14 protein-coding genes are annotated in these 16,090 nt (G+C 63.3%); 5 read left to right on the top strand and 9 right to left on the bottom strand.

All coding sequences use genetic code 11. The features are described from left to right. The first annotated feature begins 68 nt into the window (after positions 1-68). The gene (locus tag LVY65_RS12050) at positions 69-1,109 is read left to right on the top strand and encodes a DUF3667 domain-containing protein (RefSeq protein WP_235068497.1); all 1,041 of its coding nucleotides are present in this window, start codon (positions 69-71) and stop codon (positions 1,107-1,109) included. On the opposite strand, the gene ftsH is transcribed toward LVY65_RS12050, so the two are convergent. From ftsH to ptsP, 5 genes are all read right to left on the bottom strand, one after another. Further along, complete coding sequence (gene ftsH, locus LVY65_RS12045; protein WP_235068496.1) at positions 1,106-3,061, bottom strand: ATP-dependent zinc metalloprotease FtsH; 1,956 nt, start codon at positions 3,059-3,061, stop codon at positions 1,106-1,108. The two genes, LVY65_RS12050 and ftsH, sit on opposite strands and share 4 nt — an antisense overlap. Before the next feature lie 66 nt (positions 3,062-3,127). Then, a complete protein-coding gene (tilS, locus tag LVY65_RS12040; protein ID WP_235068495.1) occupies positions 3,128-4,081 on the bottom strand; it encodes a tRNA lysidine(34) synthetase TilS in 954 nt (317 codons plus the stop codon). Between the two features lie 4 nt (positions 4,082-4,085). Beyond that, complete coding sequence (locus LVY65_RS12035) at positions 4,086-4,970, bottom strand: tetratricopeptide repeat protein (protein ID WP_235068494.1); 885 nt, start codon at positions 4,968-4,970, stop codon at positions 4,086-4,088. A gap of 66 nt (positions 4,971-5,036) precedes the next feature. Then, complete coding sequence (locus LVY65_RS12030; protein WP_235068493.1) at positions 5,037-5,951, bottom strand: helix-turn-helix domain-containing protein; 915 nt, start codon at positions 5,949-5,951, stop codon at positions 5,037-5,039. A gap of 86 nt (positions 5,952-6,037) precedes the next feature. After that, the gene (gene ptsP / locus LVY65_RS12025) at positions 6,038-8,305 is read right to left on the bottom strand and encodes a phosphoenolpyruvate--protein phosphotransferase (protein WP_235068492.1); all 2,268 of its coding nucleotides are present in this window, start codon (positions 8,303-8,305) and stop codon (positions 6,038-6,040) included. Positions 8,306-8,413: 108 nt separating this feature from the next. Between ptsP and LVY65_RS12020 the strand changes: the two genes are divergently transcribed. Further along, on the top strand, positions 8,414-8,836 hold the full coding sequence (locus LVY65_RS12020) for a hemerythrin domain-containing protein (protein ID WP_235068491.1): 423 nt from the start codon (positions 8,414-8,416) through the stop codon (positions 8,834-8,836). Here LVY65_RS12020 and LVY65_RS12015 read toward each other — a convergent pair. Then, positions 8,833-9,834: an NAD(P)H-dependent flavin oxidoreductase gene (locus tag LVY65_RS12015; RefSeq protein WP_235068675.1), complete on the bottom strand. Its 1,002-nt coding sequence runs from the start codon at positions 9,832-9,834 to the stop codon at positions 8,833-8,835. The two genes, LVY65_RS12020 and LVY65_RS12015, sit on opposite strands and share 4 nt — an antisense overlap. Positions 9,835-9,884: 50 nt before the next feature. Next, positions 9,885-11,123: an aspartate kinase gene (locus LVY65_RS12010; protein ID WP_235068490.1), complete on the bottom strand. Its 1,239-nt coding sequence runs from the start codon at positions 11,121-11,123 to the stop codon at positions 9,885-9,887. Positions 11,124-11,181: 58 nt separating this feature from the next. Here LVY65_RS12010 and ubiG point away from each other — a divergent pair, with 58 nt between their 5' ends. The 3 genes from ubiG to LVY65_RS11995 all read left to right on the top strand — a co-directional run bounded on the left by ubiG (position 11,182) and on the right by LVY65_RS11995 (position 14,870). Continuing rightward, positions 11,182-11,904, top strand: a complete 723-nt coding sequence (ubiG, locus tag LVY65_RS12005) for a bifunctional 2-polyprenyl-6-hydroxyphenol methylase/3-demethylubiquinol 3-O-methyltransferase UbiG (RefSeq protein WP_235068489.1) — start codon at positions 11,182-11,184, stop codon at positions 11,902-11,904. Between the two features lie 112 nt (positions 11,905-12,016). Next, positions 12,017-13,708, top strand: a complete 1,692-nt coding sequence (locus LVY65_RS12000) for an MFS transporter (protein ID WP_235068488.1) — start codon at positions 12,017-12,019, stop codon at positions 13,706-13,708. After that, positions 13,695-14,870, top strand: coding sequence for an HlyD family secretion protein (locus LVY65_RS11995; protein ID WP_235068487.1), 1,176 nt, complete (start codon positions 13,695-13,697; stop codon positions 14,868-14,870). The genes LVY65_RS12000 and LVY65_RS11995 overlap by 14 nt, the downstream gene beginning before the upstream one ends. A 41-nt stretch (positions 14,871-14,911) precedes the next feature. On the opposite strand, the gene LVY65_RS13395 is transcribed toward LVY65_RS11995, so the two are convergent. Further along, on the bottom strand, positions 14,912-15,586 hold the full coding sequence (locus LVY65_RS13395) for a GNAT family N-acetyltransferase (RefSeq protein ID WP_235068486.1): 675 nt from the start codon (positions 15,584-15,586) through the stop codon (positions 14,912-14,914). Beyond that, positions 15,583-16,068 carry a MarR family winged helix-turn-helix transcriptional regulator gene (locus tag LVY65_RS11985; RefSeq protein ID WP_235068485.1) on the bottom strand — a complete coding sequence of 162 codons (486 nt, stop codon included), beginning with the start codon at positions 16,066-16,068 and terminating at the stop codon, positions 15,583-15,585. Before LVY65_RS11985 ends, LVY65_RS13395 begins: the two co-directional genes overlap by 4 nt. Positions 16,069-16,090 lie beyond the last annotated feature (22 nt).

The raw sequence follows: 16,090 nt of genomic DNA, 5'->3' as shown, positions 1-16,090 counted from the left end.
CAATTGGCTAGCATCCCCCCTCGACCCGCGCCACCGCCGCGGCTTATTATGGCTCAAGGGGGAAGCAGATGGGCGAATTCGAAGCGATCGGCGATGTCGTTACGGGGGCAATGGCAGGACGCGCCTTCGAGCCAAAGGCGGGCGAAGTTGGCGCAGACGGACACACGCATGAGCGCAACTGCCTCAATTGCGGCGCCCCGCTGGCGGGCGAATTCTGCCATGCCTGTGGTCAGCATTCGCACATCCACCGTACGCTAACGGCCTTCTTCCATGACCTGCTTCACGGAGTCCTGCATTTCGAAGGCAAGACGTGGCGGACCCTGCCGCTTCTGGCGTGGCGGCCAGGCGAACTGACCCGCCGATATATAGAGGGGGAGCGGGCAAGGTTCGTTTCCCCCATCGCGCTGTTCCTGTTCAGCATTTTCTTGATGTATGCGGCGGCCAGCCTGCTGGGAAGGCTGGGTGAATTTCCACAGCAAGCAAAGGCGGGCCTGCAACAGGGGTTGCGGGAAAGTCAGGCCAAGCTGACCAAGCTTGAGGCCGAGCGGGATGCAGCGGCCAAGGCCGGACGGCCCGTTAGCAAGCTCAACGAGCAAATCGGCGACCTCAAAGACGAGATTAATGCCATCGAAGGCGTCAGGACTGGAAACATCGAAAATGCGGGCGTCCGGCTTGAGGGACTGCCAGGCTGGATTGGTGAGGGTGCCGGCCAATTTGCCAAGAATCCGGAGCTGGTGGCCTACAAGCTCAAGACCAACGCCTATAAATTCAGCTGGCTCATCATTCCCTTGTCGGTGCCATTCGTATGGCTGCTGTTCCCGTTCAGCCGCCGCTTCCGCCTGTACGACCACACCGTCTTCGTGACCTACTCACTATGCTTCATGAGCCTGCTGGTGGTCGCAGGGCTCCTGTTCGGCGTCGCGGGAATGTCGACGATGTCCAGCCTTCTTTGGCTGATCCCGCCATTTCACATGTATCGGCAGCTGAAGGGGGCCTATGCCTTGGGCAGGTGGGGCGCATTGTGGCGCACGAGCATGCTGACCATCTTCGCGATCATCGTCGTCAGCCTCTTTTCAGCTGTGCTGGTCGGGGTCGGTACCTACGACTAGACCCCGGCAGGGGCCGCGCCGCCGATGCCAGGCTTTGGCCGCTTTGCCTTCGGGATCGACGATCCGGCCGCCGGCAGCGACGGCTTCGAAGCCGAGCCACGATCGATCTTGCCGCCAGCAAGCAGCGTCTTGATCTCGTCGCCGCTCAGCGTTTCATATTCGAGCAGCGCCTGGGCCAGCGTCTCAAGCTCGTCGCGATGCTCTTCGAGCAGATGCTTGGCTCTGTCGTAGCCCGCCTCGACGATGCGGCGGATTTCCTTGTCGATCGCCTGGGCGGTCTCGTTCGACATATTCTTCTGGCGATTGACCGAGTAGCCAAGGAACACTTCCTCGTCGGCTTCCGCATATTGGAGCGGGCCAAGCGCGTCGGACATGCCCCATCGGGTGACCATGTCGCGGGCGAGGTTGGTCGCATAGCTGATGTCCGACGAGGCGCCTGAACTGACCTTGTCGTAGCCGAAGATCACTTCTTCGGCGACGCGGCCGCCCATCGAAACAGCCAGGTTCGCGTACATCTTGTCGCGGTGATAGCTGTAATTGTCGCGTTCCGGCAGGCGCATGACCATGCCCAGCGCGCGGCCGCGCGGGATGATGGTCGCCTTGTGGATCGGGTCGGAAGCCGCCTCGTGAAGGGCAACGATCGCATGTCCGGCCTCATGATAGGCGGTCATTTTCTTCTCATCCTCGGTCATGACCATCGAGCGGCGCTCGGTACCCATCATGACCTTGTCCTTGGCTTCCTCGAACTCGCCCATCGCGACCAGCCGCTTACCCTTGCGGGCGGCCAGCAGGGCGGCCTCGTTGACGAGGTTGGCAAGGTCGGCGCCGGAGAAGCCGGGGGTGCCCCGTGCGATGACTCGGGCATCGACGTCGGGCGCTAGCGGGACCTTCTTCATGTGGACGGCCAAAATCTGCTCGCGGCCGTCGATGTCGGGGCGCGGCACGATCACTTGCCGGTCGAAGCGGCCCGGGCGCAGCAGCGCCGGATCGAGTACGTCGGGCCGGTTGGTCGCGGCGATGATGATGATGCCCTCATTGGCCTCGAAGCCGTCCATCTCGACCAGCAGCTGGTTCAGCGTCTGCTCGCGCTCGTCATTGCCGTTGCCGAGGCCGGCGCCGCGATGGCGCCCGACCGCGTCGATTTCATCGATGAACAGGATGCAGGGGGCCGACTTCTTTGCCTGTTCGAACATGTCGCGCACGCGGCTCGCGCCGACACCGACGAACATCTCGACGAAGTCCGAACCCGAAATGGTGAAGAATGGGACGCCCGCCTCACCGGCGATGGCCCGCGCGAGCAACGTCTTACCCGTGCCCGGAGAGCCGACCAGCAGTGCGCCCTTGGGGATCTTGCCGCCAAGCCGCGCGAACTTGCCAGGGTCCTTGAGATATTCGACGATCTCCTCAAGCTCCTCGCGCGCCTCGTCGATGCCGGCGACATCGGCAAATGTTACGCGGCCCTGCTTTTCCGTCAGCATTCGGGCGCGGCTCTTGCCAAAGCCCATTGCGCCGCCACCGGCATTCTTCTGCATCTGGCGCATTACAAAGAAGCTGATGCCGAGGATCAGCAGGAACGGTAGCGACTGATAAAGCAGGATCAGCCACACGCTGGACTGCTCTTCGGCCTTGACCGCGACCCCGACGCCCTTGCCGACCAGGCGGTCGGCGACATTGGTGTTCGGCGGTGCGATGGTCCGGAACGGCTTGCCGTCCTCCATCTTGCCGCTGATCGTGACGTTTCCGATCGACGAAGTGGCAATGATCACCGACTGGACATTGCCTTCGTCGACCTGCTGGATGAATTGCGAATAAGCCAGCGGCTCACCTTGGGCGGCGCTGCCGCTGTCGAAGGCGCGGACAAACAAAACCAGTCCGAACAATACCGCGACCCAGATGAGAAGCGACTTGGTCCAGGGGTTGCCGGGCTTCTTCTCGTTCCGCTTCTCGTCCACTTAATTCCGTCCTTCAATGGGGCCGCTAAGATAGGCCCTTTCACCTTAATAACAATGGAATGGCGCCTAAGCGCGGCGCGGAGGCGCCAGGGTGAGGCGCCAATGCGTCCCGCCTTCGAGTTTGAGCCCTGAAAGCGTGACCGCCGCACCCTCCTCGATCGCATCCAGCGCCCTGATCAAGTCGGGCCCGCGAGGGACAGGTGCCCCAAGCTCGGCAAAGGCTGCAAGCAGCAGTCGCCGCTTCAGTTCACGCGGTAAGTCGAAAGGCTCGATCACCAGTGCATCGGAATTCCGGCGAATGCGGGAGGAAAGCAACGGCGCGAGCGCCCAATCGATCGCTTCATCGGCATCTCGGAGCGCCGATGCGCTTGCCGCAATCCGTTCGGGATCGGCCCAGTCGGACGATGCAAGCCATTTGCGGATCCGCGACCGGTCATGCTTGGGATCGCGATTCGTCGGATCGTCGACCGCCACGATCCCAGCGTTCTCGACCAACGCGACAAGCGCCGACTTACGCCAGCCGAGCAGGGGCCGCATGAGCATGACTTGTTCCGAAAGCGCCCGTCGGACCTTGGTGCCGCCGAGACCGCCGACCCCGGCGCCGCGAGCGAGGCGCATCAGCAGCGTTTCGGCTTGGTCATCGGCATGATGCGCGGTCGCGACGGCCGCCAAGTCTCGCTCGATCGCCCATTCGTTGAGCAGGCGATAGCGCAGGGCTCGCCCCTCGGCCTGGACATTGGATGTGGGCGGTTTGCTCCAGTCGGCGACGATCGTGCGGTGCGGGACCCCAAGCTTTTCGCACAATTCGGCAACCATCGCCGCCTCGGCGGCGCTTTCGGGGCGAAGGCCGTGATCGACTGTTGCCGCCTCGACTTCTCCCGGCCGCGCCTCGGCAGTCAGTAGTAGCAGCGCCAGGCTGTCCGGCCCGCCGGAAACGGCGACCCCAATAGCGGTCCCCGCTGGCACGAGCACATCTAGGTCGGCAGCGAAGCGCTCGACGGCCTCGGCTGCCAGGTTCATCGCGTTAGCTGCACTTCGCCTCGGCCTTGGCACCCGGCAAGGCAGCCTTGAGCGGCGCCCGCAACTGACCGGCGTAGACGTCCTCAAGTTCCGCATAGGCCTTGCAGGCCTGTCCCGGCTGGCCGAGCTTTACCAAGGCCTGACCCAGATAGAACAGGCTGTCTTGCGCCCGTTCGCCCTTGGGATTGCTGCGATAATTGGCGAGCAGCGCCTCGGCGGCCGCACGTGGCTGGCCCTTGTCGAGCAATGCCCTCCCGGCAAGGTTGTTGGCCCAGCTTACCCGGCGGCTATCCGGATATTTCTTTGCCATCGTCCGAAGCGAGGTAATTGCCGCGTCATATTTGCCCGCCGTCCATAGCTGATATCCCTGGTCGTAGGCCGCTTCGGCATCGGCGTCCGCGTCTCCGGTCGAAGCTGCAACAGGCTTGGATTCGGACTTGCCCTCGATCTTCGGCCGTGGCGCTGGCGGCGGTGCCTCGGCTTGCTCATCCGGTGCCCCGGCATCGGCCTCTTGAGCGGCCGGAGAGTTTTCAAGAGCGCGCAGCCGGCGGTCCTGGTCGGCGCGAAGCCTGGCCAGTTCGGTTTCCAGCACCCCTACGCGATTGCCGTTTTCTTCCGCCTGGCGAACGATGTCGGCAAGCTGCCGCTCGACCGCGTCGAGCCGGCTGTTGAGGCTGTTGACCGAATCCTGGGTCGCTGCCGGATCGTCGCTAAACCCCGCCGTGTCAGCGGGCTGCCCCTTCGGGAATACCTGCTTTTGGACCTGGCGAACTTGTTTCTCGAGGCGGTCGATCCGTTGCTCAGGGGTCGGCTGGCGCTTCTGTGCGGAAGCTGGCGAAAGGGTCAATGCGGTAAGGGCGAAGAAGGGAAGAGCGGCACGGAAACGCATATTAATCCTCGAATTACAGAGCGGTGCTGGTTGAGAATGATCGCGCATGGCTGTCGCACGGCTTAATCACTGACCGGCTGCCACGTCGCTGGTGTTGGTTTCGGCGGACTGAGCCGCGGCGTCGGTAACGGCTGGCGGCGCCGGCGGGATGGATTGGCGGGCGGCGGGGCGATTCGACGGCCGGCTCTCGACTGCCGGCGGCGCCGCCGCCGTGGGAGGCGCAGAGCCAGTCGCCGGTGCCCGCATCAAGTCCGCAGCTTTCAGGCTGATATTGGATACGCGCTTGCCGGCTGGGCCGATCGACGGCGCTTGCACGGTACCGACCGAAATTCGGATCGCCTCGGGCTTTCCGGTCGTGATCACCGGGGCGGAAGCGGTGGCCGGTATCTCGAAGCTTTCGCCGGCAGCCATCTCGCCCTGCTTCAGGCTGGTGCCGCCGTCCTTGATCGCAACCCACACGGGCTCGACCGCTGTGATAACGACCGCGCCCGCCGGAACGGCGGACGTGCTAGCGGCTGGAGCTGCGACGCTAGCCGGAGGGGGAGCGGTTTCGACTGGTTGCGCAACCGGCTCGTCAGCCTTCATCGAACGATTGCTAAGCCAGCTAAGCGCAAGAACCACTACCACCAGCAGCGCGAGCGCGCCGATCACAAGTCCCTTGGGCATTGTGCGCGCGGGGTCCACCGTCTCATAGACTTCAGGAAAGGCAGTCGGGAGCCTGGTGCCGCCCATTTCCGCGCGAAGCTGATCCCCGATTTCGGTGCGATCCAGGCCGATGGCGGCGGCATAGTTTTTGGCGAAACCGATTGAATAAGTCGCAGCGGGCAACTTGTCCCAATCCGACTCCTCAAGGCTGGTCAGGTGCCGGGTCGGAATCCGGGTCTGGGCGGCAATATCCTCGACCGAAAGCCCCTTGGCCTCGCGAGCTTCCCTGAGGCGCTGTCCGACCGTTACAACGTCCTCGGGTTCAGTCTCGTCCATAAGTTGCCCTCGCATCCCATCCGCTTGATATTTCATCCGTTGTCGAGAGCCGGTGGGCTGCTGTCAACCGCCGCTTGAAGGTCCGGTCAGCCAATCGCCACGCCATGGCGCCTGGCCCAGTCGCCGAGCGCCTTGCGCATGTTTGCCGGAGGCTTGGCGAGCAGGGCTTCGACCCTTGATCTTACCGCAGCGGCGTCGATCGAGCGCACCATTGCCTTGACCGGGCCAACGGCCGCCGGAGTGATCGAAAAGCTGTCGATGCCGATGCCGATTAGCGCCATCGCCTCAAGCGGCCGGCCGGCCATTTCGCCGCAGACTCGAACGGGAACACCCGCCGCCCTCGCCTCGTTCGCCACCCGGCGCAGGAATCTCAGGATTGCCGGGCTCAGCCAGTCATAGCGATCGGCCAGGCGCGGATCGGCACGATCGGCCGCGAACAGGAATTGGGTCAGGTCGTTGGTTCCAATCGACAGGAAATCGACCCGCGGCAGCAGGATATCGAGCATTTCCGCAAGGCTCGGCACCTCAAGCATGGCTCCAAATTCGACGCGCTTGGGGACGGCCCGCTTCGCGCTTTTGGTCCATGCGATCTGTTCTTCGAACAGCGCCCGGGCCTCTTCATATTCCCACGGTTCGCTGACCATCGGGAACATGACCCGCAACGTCTTGCCAGCCGATGCCTCGATGAGGGCCCGTGCCTGCGCCTTCATCAGCGCCTTTCGCTGCAGGCTGAGACGTAAAGCGCGCCAGCCCATGGCCGGATTTTCGCTCTCGTCCTTTTGCTCTTCGGAAAGGTAGGGCAGGGCCTTGTCGCCGCCGATATCGACCGTTCGAAATACGACCGGCTTGTCTCCGGCCGCGTCCAGCACATTCCTGTACAGCCTTAGCTGGCTTTCGCGACCGGGCAGGGTGGCGGCGATAAGGAACTGGAACTCCGTGCGGAACAGGCCAATACCGTCGGCCCCGGCCATCTCCAGCATCGCCGCGTCTTCGGCCAGGCCGGCATTGACCATCAACGTAACCCGTTCGCCGTCCTTGGTTTCGGCTGGAAGCCCGCGGATCGTCGCATATTCGGCCCGCCGCTTCTGGCTCATCGCCATTCTGGAATCAAAGGCGCTGGTAAGCGGCCGGTTGGGGCGGACCACGACCGTTCCGGTGTCGCCGTCCAGAAGGATGGTATCGCCTTCGTTCGCGACATGGCGAATGTCGGCGGTGCGGCCGACCACGGGCACGCCCATGGCCCGGGCTACGATGGTTACGTGGGCGGTGAGCGAGCCTTCCTCGAGGACCACGCCCTTCAACCGCCGGCGATCATATTCAAGCAATTCCGCCGGCCCGAGGTTCTTGGCGATCAGGATGGCGTCCTTGGTCAGGCCGGTCTGGGCCGCCGTTCCCATGCGTCCGGAGACGATACGCATAAGCCGGTTGGACAGGTCCTCCAGGTCGTGCATCCGCTCCTTGAGGATGGGGTCGTCGATCTCCCGCATCCGCGCACGGGTGCGCTGCTGGACCCGCTCGATGGCGGCTTCCGCGGTCAGGCCGCTGTCGATGGCTTCGTTGATCCGCCGCGACCAGCCTTCGTCATAGGCGAACATCTTGTAGGTCTCGAGGATCTCATTGTGCTCGCCGGCAGTGCCGAACTCGGCCTCCCGGGTCATATTGTCGATCTGCTCGCGCATGCGCCGGAAGGCGGCGTAGACCCGGGTCCGCTCGGCCTCGATGTCCTCGGCGACCGTATGTTCGACCACCACCCGCGGCTGGTGAAAGACGGCGACTCCCTTGGCCATTCCGGCAACGAGCTTCAGGCCGAGCATGCGCTGCATGCCGGCATCGCGGCGCGCCCCGCGCACGCCATCAACCAGCCGGGCGCTTGCGATCATCTCCGACAGCACCATGGCCACGGTCTGAAGTGCCTCAATCTCAACGTCGTCGTAGCGGCGCGGTTCGGCGTGCTGCACCGCCAGCACCCCGATCACTTGCTCCCGGCGGATGATCGGCACGCCCGCGAAGCTGTGGAAACTCTCTTCGCCGGTTTCCGGCCGATAGGCGAAAGCGGGATGATTGGCCGCTTCGTCGAGGTTGAGGATGCGCCCTTCCTCGGCAATCGTGCCGACCAGGCCCTCGCCCAGCGCCAGCCGCGTCACATGCACCGCTTCCTTGCGCAGGCCATGCGTAGCCGAAAGCTCGAGCGCGTTGTCGCGAAGCAGGTAGATTGAGCAGACCTCGCTCTTCATCGCCTCGGCGATGAGATCGACTACTCGATCGAGCTTTGCCTGGGCCGAACCACGCTTCGCCATGACATCGTGCAGGCCGGTAAGAATCTCACGTGCTGAGGCGACTGCGGTCAATGGCATGGACAAGCGCTAGCAGGGAAAGCGGCGGCAATCCAAGCACTGTCGAATGTATCCGTTTCGGATCGACCGACAAGGATGTGGCAGGAGGTTTGGTGCCAGCTTTGCGGGATGTTCAAATTAACCGACCTCAGAAACCAGCATGACGACGCGATGGCAATGGCCGATCGGCTCATCGACCTGATCGACGATTATCGCGGCGAAGAAGACGCGCTGCCGATCGCCATCCAGTTTTCCAAGCTCGCCGGCCTGTTCCGCGTTCACTTCGCCCAGGAAGACGTACAACTTTACCCGGAATTGGTGGCGACGGGCGATCGCGAAGTGGCTCGGCTGGCCCTAACTTACGCCGCCGAGATGGGTGGGCTTGCAAACGAGCTTGAAGCATTCCTCAGGCGGTGGCCGTCGTCTGCCGTCATTGCCGGGAGCTTCGTCGAATTCGCCGCCGCGGCTCGTCAGCTAGTGCTGGCGCTGGCGGTCCGGATCGAGCGCGAGAACCGCTTTCTCTACCCGCTGATCGAGGCCGCCGCACCCTAGCGTGAACCCAGGGCGGCCGCCGCCTCCTCCACCAGTTCCACAATAATTTCGGCGACGGGCTCCTCGCGCTTGACCATTCCGACCGACTGGCCGGCCATGACCGAGCCGCTCTCAACGTCGCCGTCGATTACCGCCCGGCGCAGCGCGCCCGCCCAATAATGCTCGATCTGGAGCTGGGCCTCGGCCATTTCGATCGCGCCTTCGTCGAGCTTCTGGGCAACTTCGCGCTGCTTGGCCGCGAAATTCTCCATCTCGCGGTTCTTGAGCGCGCGAACCGGAATGACCGGCAGGCGCGGGTCGATCTGGACGGAAGGAATGGCGTCCCTGGCCGAGGCGCGGAGGAATGCCTTTTTGAAATTTGGATGGGCGATGCATTCGTGCGCGCAGACGAAACGGGTACCGAGTTGGACGCCGACCGCGCCCATTTCCAGGTAGGCGGCGATCGCCTCCCCCCGGCCGATCCCGCCGGCGACGAATACCGGGATTTCGTCGGCGACGTGCGGCAATATCTCCTGAGCCAGCACGCTGGTCGACACCGGCCCGATATGGCCGCCGGCCTCCATCCCCTCGATCACCAGAGCGTCGGCGCCCGACCGCATCAGCTTCTTGGCCAGCGCCAGCGCTGGGGTGAAGACGATCAGTTTTGCTCCATGGCTCTTGATCCGCTCGATCGCCCCGCCGGGCGGCAGGCCGCCGGCGAGGACGACATGAGTCACTTCATGCTTGGAGCAAACGTCGATCAGCTCGTTGAGCTGGGGGTGCATGGTGATGAGGTTCACCCCGAACGGCTTGTCGGTGAGTGTCTTGGTCGCCTCGATTTCCTTGTCGAGCAACTCGGGTGGCATGGCGCCGCAGGCGATCACTCCGAATCCGCCGGCGTTGGAGATGGCGGAAACGAGGTGACGCTCGCTGATCCAGCTCATTGCCCCGCCCAGGATCGCCCACTCGGTGCCGAGGAAGTCGGTCCCGCGCGCCATCAGCTCCTTCAAGCGAACCATTCCGGCATCGCCGTGGACCGCGCGCGGTTCCGCGATCATTCCCTCGCCGCTCATGCCGCTTCTCCCTGTGGCGCGTCCAGGCCGAAGGCGGTGTGAAGCACGCGCACGGCAAGCTCCATCTCATCCTCGGCGACCAGCACGCTGACCTTGATCTCGCTCGCGCTGACCGCGAGCAGGTTGATGCCGCGCTCGGCTAGCGTGGCGAACATCTTGGCGGCCAGCTCAGGATTGGAGCGGATGCCGACCCCGACGATCGAGACTTTGGCGACGGCATCGTCCGTATGAAGCTCGCCGCCGCCGATCGTGGCGCGGCTCTTCTCGAGCGCGCTAACTGCCTGCGACAGGCTGGCGCGCGGCACGGTGAATGTCAGGTCGCTCGACCCCTCGCCGGCGGTCGCGGCATGGACGATCATGTCGACCTGGATTCCCGCCTCGGCCAGCGGGCCCATTACTGCAGCGACCGTTCCCGGCTGGTCGGGAATCCGGGTCAATGTGATGCGCGCCTCGTTGCGGTCGGCGGCGATGCCGGCGATGGCGTTACGCTCCATGTCGTCTTCCCCAAGTTCGGGGACGATCTCGGTCCCCGGCAAATCGTCGAACGCGGTCAACACCCGCAGCGGCAAATTCTCGCGCATGGCAAGCCCGACCGAGCGGACCTGGAGCACCTTGGCCCCCACGCCTGCCAATTCGAGCATCTCCTCGAAAGTGATTTTGGTCAGCTTGCGCGCCCTCGGTACGATGCGCGGGTCGGTAGTATAGACCCCGTCGACGTCGGTGTAGATGTCGCAGCGGTCGGCCTTGATCCCCGCCGCGATCGCCACGGCCGACGTGTCCGATCCGCCGCGGCCAAGGGTCGCCACCCGGCCATCGTCGCTGACGCCCTGGAAACCCGGGATGACTGCGACCATGCCCTCTTTCAGCGCCTCGTCGAGCAGCGCGCCTTCGATCTTTTCGACCCGGGCGTTGCCGTGAACGCCGGATGCGCGGACCAGCTGCCAGCCCATGAAGCTGCGCGCCTTCACCCCCATGTTCTGCAGGGTCATGGCGAGCAGGCCGGAAGTCACCTGCTCGCCGCTGGCGACGACCACGTCATATTCCTTGGGATCGGCCAGCGCTGAGGCTTCCTTGCACAGCTGGACCAGCCGGTCGGTCTCGCCGGCCATGGCGGAGACGACCACCAACACCTCATTGCCCGCTTCCGCCTCGCGCTTGACTCGCGCCGCGACCGAGCGAATGCGCTCGATCCCGGCCATAGAGGTTCCGCCGAATTTCATGACGATGCGCGGCATTTTCCGGCGGATTTCTTTCCTCGTGGCCCCAGCGGCGGCGTCCTGTTAGGGTCGCCGCATGAGCAAGACAAGCATCGTGGATCGCGAGGCCGAGCATTTTGGCGGGATGGCGGCCGACTGGTGGGACCCAAACGGCGCCTCGGCGATGTTGCACAAGCTGAACCCGGTGCGGCTCTGCTACATCCGCGACATGCTGGACCAGCATTTCGGGCTCGACGAGCAGGGACTTCGGCCGCTGGAGGCTAAGAGCGCGCTCGACGTCGGCTGCGGGGCAGGGTTGCTGGCGGAACCGCTGGCAAGGCTCGGCGCAACGGTTACGGCCGTCGATGCCGCGCCGGAACTGATCGAGGTCGCCAAGGCTCATGCCGCGGGGCAGGGGCTGGCCATCGATTATCGCGCGGTCGGCGTCGAAGCGCTCGACGGCCAGTTCGACCTGGTCACGTCAATGGAAGTGATCGAACATGTCGCCGATCCGCAGGTATTCGTGAAGGACCTCGCCGCTCGCCTGGCGCCGGGCGGGCTCATGATCCTGTCGACCCCCAACAAGACGGCCTGGTCGAAGCTGCTGACGATCACATTGGCGGAAGGCTTCGGCCAGATCCCCAAGGGAACCCACGATTTCGACAAGTTCATTGACCCCGACACGATGCGCGGCCTGCTCGCTCATGCGGGGCTGGAGTGCATCGACTTCGAAGGCATCGCCATCTCGCCCACGCGCGGACTGCATTTGAGCGAGGATATGAGCTTGAACTACCTCGTGGCTGCTAAGCGGTCTGTCTAGGCTTTGCGCCCGCTTATGGGCCGGAGCGGATTGCTGAGGACTGGCGAAGGTGCGAAAATGTATCGGGCCAGTTTTCTTGTGATGAATTTGCCTTCGGAGCACGGGCTGCATCATGGCCGAGTCCTATCAGTTCAAGCCCCACGAGCGTCCGATCATCCCGGGCTCTCCGTTCAATCCCGATCACCCGAACTACCGGATGTGGGCCTATGGCGCGATCGGCGTTCTCGCCGCGCTCACTGGAGGGCTCGGCAATTCGCTGGTTACCGCCAACCTGGCCTTCTTTCAGGGGACGCTCGGCCTCACTTCAGTTGAAGCGGCCTGGATTCCCGCCGCCTATGTGACCACCAACGTCTGCTCGAACCTGCTGCTGGTGAAATTCCGACAGCAATTCGGGCTGGGCTTGTTCATCAAATTGATGCTGACCTTCTACATCTTGACCGTCGTCACGCACTTATTCGTGCACGACTTTTGGTCTGCGATCCTCATCCGGGCGGCAAGTGGAATTGCGGCCGCGGGCCTCATCACTCTCGGCATCTTGGCGATGTTCCAGGCAATGCCCGCGCCTAAGCGCATCTATGCGATCCTGATCGGCATCAGCGTACCGCAACTGGCAACACCGATCGCACGCATGATTGCCCCTGAACTGCTGGAATGGGGCGATTGGCGGATGGCCTATTTCTTTGAACTGGGACTCGCGCTGTTGACGTTGGCTGCGGTGCTGGCGCTCCCGCTTCCACCCAGCCAGCGAGAGAAAGTGTTCGAGCGGGCCGATTTTATCACCATTGGCCTGATGTTCCCGGGCATCGGCCTATTGTGCGCGGCGCTTTCCCTGGGGCGCACCTTATGGTGGACCTCACAGCCATGGATTGGATGGGCGCTGATCGGCGCGATACTGTTGATCTGCGCGGGGATCGCGGTCGAGCATCGGCGTGAACGCCCCTTGCTGACGACGCGGTGGCTCAGCCAGTGGATCATAATCCGCATCGCCCTCATTGCGATTTTCATGCGTATCCTGCTTTCCGAGCAGACCTTCGGATCGATCGGCCTGCTTTCGGTACTGGGAATGGGGGTCGACCAGTTCCGGACGCTCTATGTCATCGTCACGCTTGCTTCGATCGCCGGCCTCCTTACCGCGATCGTAACATTCCAGCCCCAGTCGCCGGCCCGCGGGATCCAGGTGGCGTGCCTGCTGATTGCGGTCGGCGCCTTCATGGATGCGGGGGCAACCAACCTGACCAGGCCCGCCAACCTTTACCTGAGCCAGGCCCTGATCGGTTTCGGCGCCCTACTATTCATCGGCCCCGCAATGGTGATTGGCGTTTCCCGAACGCTCCTGGCCGGGCCGCAAAACTTCATCAGCTGGATCGTATTGTTTAGCGCTACACAGAATCTGGGCGGTCTGGCCGGTTCGGCCATTTTCGGGACGCTTCAAACGGTACGCGAGAAAATCCATTCCCATAACCTCGTCGAACAGGTTTTGCTGACCAATCCGACGGTTGCGGGTCGCTTGTCCGGAAGCGCGCGCCAGGTCGGCGGTGTGGTTGCCGACCCGGTATTGCGGTCGTCGGAAGGGGCGGCGCTTCTCGGCCGCGACGTCGCGCGGGAGGCAAACATCCTGGCCTTCAACGACATATTCTTTGTCATTGGTATCCTCGCCTGCCTGCTGTTCCTGTGGGGAGTGTCGATCGAGCTTCGCATGCGTCAGCGGGGCGAGATTTCGCCGATCATACTGCTTGCGCAAAGGGTGGCGGCCATGGCAGCGGGGGCGCCGAGGAAGGACAGCCAGCACCATGACATCGGCTGACAATCCAAATGCTTCAACGTTGAGCAGCGAGGCGGCTCAAGCCGAACGGAAAGCTACTTCGCCGACCACTATCCCATCAGAGCCGGTATCGCAGTCGGATGCGGTCGCCGAGCCGGCACGCTGGAACCCGCCTGCGCGATCATTTCCCACCAGCGCGGCGATCGTACTGCTCATCGCAGCCGCAATCGTCACTATTCTCTACGCATGGCAATTGCCGCCGTTTGGCGGGCGCTACGAGCAGACCGACAACGCCTATGTACGCGGTCAGACCACCGTGATTAGCCCCCAAGTGCCAGGATATGTTGCGCAGGTCCTGGTCAAGGACTTCGAAAACGTGAAAGCGGGACAGGTCCTCGTTCGCATCGAGGACAGCATCTACAATGCAAAGGTGGCCCAGGCGCGGGCCAACGTCCTTACTCAGGTTGCAAGTCTCGATAATTCGGCACAGGCGCAGAGGTCGAAGCAAGCCAGTGAGCTTTCCCAGGAAGCCGGGATCGCCAATGCCCAAGCGCAACTTCTCAAGGTCCAGGCGGATACGCGCCGGATCAATTCGCTCATTGCCCACGGCTGGGTCTCGCAGGCCGATCTCGATCGGCAGGTCGCTGCCCTGCGGGCTGCCGAGGCTCAGCTAAGGGAGGCGCGCGCAGCCCGGGAAATCGGCAGGCAGGATGTGCGGACCGTCATCGTCGGCCGGACCGGCCTTAGCGCCAATGTCGAGGCTGCAAAGGCTCAGGTCCGCCTTGCCGAAGTCGATCTCGATCACACCGTAATCCGGGCGCCAAAGGCCGGGCAGCTGAGCGAGGTCGGAGTCCGTCAGGGCCAATATGTCACGGCCGGCACCCAGCTGATGTATTTGGTGCCGAAGAATTATTGGGTGACGGCAAATTTCAAGGAAGCCCAGACGAGGAAGATGCGGGTCGGCCAGGCGGCATATTTTACGGTTGATGCGCTAGGCGGCGCACGGCTGAACGGCCATCTCGAAAGCCTGGCTCCCGCAGCCGGCTCCGAATTTGCAGTCCTGCGCCCAGATAATGCGACGGGTAATTTCGTTAAGGTTGCGCAGCGCATTGCGGCGCGCATTCAGATCGATCCCGGCCAACCCCTCGCCGGCAAGCTTAGGCCCGGCATGTCGGTCGTCGCACGCGTCGAAACGGATCGGTAAGCGATCACTCCTACGCAGTCGCTCAAGCTGGCCATTTGGGCCTACAGGCGTCCGAAGGACTGGACGGCGACCTCGCACCGCATCGTATAGCCCAGCCGCTCATAGAGCCTGATGGCGGCGTCATTGTCGGCATAGGCATGCAGAAATGGCGTTTCGCCTCGGGACTGGATCTGGGACGTCACAAATGCCGAAAGTAGTCGGGCGTAGCCATGGCCGCGCCAGTGGGGGTGGGTGCAGACCCCGCTGACTTCGCTCATGCCCGGAATTTTAAGCCGCTCTCCGGCCATCGCAACCAGGCGCCCTTCATGCCTTATCCCCCAAAACTGGCCCAATTTGTGTGTGGATGGCCGAAAAGGTCCTGGCTTGGTCAGCTCGGCAAGGGCACGCATTTCGACCGCGTCCCCATCATCTAGGGGAATCACGTCGGGTGGTCGGCGCTGCTCCACCGCCTGTTCCGATACCATTTGTACCCCGATTGCCTCGGAAACGAGATTGAGTCCGGGAAGGGGCGGTGAGGGATCGCGCTGGATTAGCAGCAGCTTGTCTTCGGGCACGAATAATTCGCTGAGCGCCTCCAGGCTCTCAGGGTCGTCCGATGCTGCCGCGGCAAATGGCTCGACGTCCGTGCGAAACGCCAGCGCCGGCAGGGCGCCCCGCGCAAATTGGGCTTGCCGTGTCGCAAGCGCCGACCAGATCGGGCGGTCAAGAGGGTTCACGATCGTGCCTTTCGAATGCGTTGGATGAAAGGTTGCTCGCGATTTCGCCTTTCCATGACGGCGAGAGCATCGAGAATATCCAGGCCATCGCAAAGCTCGGCGGCGGCGGCGGCGACCTTTCCGAAGACCTCGTTACGCAGCCTGTCCATCAATGCGGTGGATTTTGCCGTGAGGTAAGCGCGCCGCGTCCGCGCATCTTTTTTGTCCGGCCGGATGCTGACGAGCCCTGCTTGCTTCAGCGTCGCCAGTGTCCGCGATATCCCCGGTTGGGTAAGGCCCACCGCATTGACCAAGTCGGCCACGGTGGGTCCGTCGGTTTCGGAAATGGCTATCAGGACAGGCAATTGTCCCGGCTGAACCTCGTGGCCGCAGTCCGACAGCGTCTCGGCGACCCCTGCCTGCAATTGCTCGGCAAGCCGCTTCAGGCGCGTTCCGAGAGTCAGATAGCCGAGCTGGGCAACGATATCCGTAGGGTGTTGCATAACATGTTATATAAAATGCACT

The sequence above is a fragment of the Sphingomonas cremea genome (genome assembly GCF_021502585.1).
Lineage (GTDB): Bacteria > Pseudomonadota > Alphaproteobacteria > Sphingomonadales > Sphingomonadaceae > Sphingomicrobium > Sphingomicrobium cremea.
The sequence above is the reverse complement of the archived record's forward strand: the minus strand, read 5'-3'. Positions and strand labels throughout refer to the sequence as shown.

Bases quoted from the DNA above. Each gene is read 5' to 3' on its own strand.
- ptsP (WP_235068492.1), bottom strand. From the start codon at position 8,305: ATGCCATTGACCGCAGTCGCCTCAGCACGTGAGATTCTTACCGGCCTG.
- ubiG (WP_235068489.1), top strand. From the start codon at position 11,182: ATGAGCAAGACAAGCATCGTGGATCGCGAGGCCGAGCATTTTGGCGGG.
- LVY65_RS12010 (WP_235068490.1), bottom strand. From the start codon at position 11,123: ATGCCGCGCATCGTCATGAAATTCGGCGGAACCTCTATGGCCGGGATC.
- tilS (WP_235068495.1), bottom strand. From the start codon at position 4,081: ATGAACCTGGCAGCCGAGGCCGTCGAGCGCTTCGCTGCCGACCTAGAT.
- LVY65_RS12035 (WP_235068494.1), bottom strand. From the start codon at position 4,970: ATGCGTTTCCGTGCCGCTCTTCCCTTCTTCGCCCTTACCGCATTGACC.
- LVY65_RS12020 (WP_235068491.1), top strand. From the start codon at position 8,414: ATGTTCAAATTAACCGACCTCAGAAACCAGCATGACGACGCGATGGCA.
- LVY65_RS12000 (WP_235068488.1), top strand. From the start codon at position 12,017: ATGGCCGAGTCCTATCAGTTCAAGCCCCACGAGCGTCCGATCATCCCG.
- LVY65_RS11995 (WP_235068487.1), top strand. From the start codon at position 13,695: ATGACATCGGCTGACAATCCAAATGCTTCAACGTTGAGCAGCGAGGCG.
- LVY65_RS12030 (WP_235068493.1), bottom strand. From the start codon at position 5,951: ATGGACGAGACTGAACCCGAGGACGTTGTAACGGTCGGACAGCGCCTC.
- LVY65_RS11985 (WP_235068485.1), bottom strand. From the start codon at position 16,068: ATGCAACACCCTACGGATATCGTTGCCCAGCTCGGCTATCTGACTCTC.
- LVY65_RS12015 (WP_235068675.1), bottom strand. From the start codon at position 9,834: ATGGTTCGCTTGAAGGAGCTGATGGCGCGCGGGACCGACTTCCTCGGC.
- LVY65_RS12050 (WP_235068497.1), top strand. From the start codon at position 69: ATGGGCGAATTCGAAGCGATCGGCGATGTCGTTACGGGGGCAATGGCA.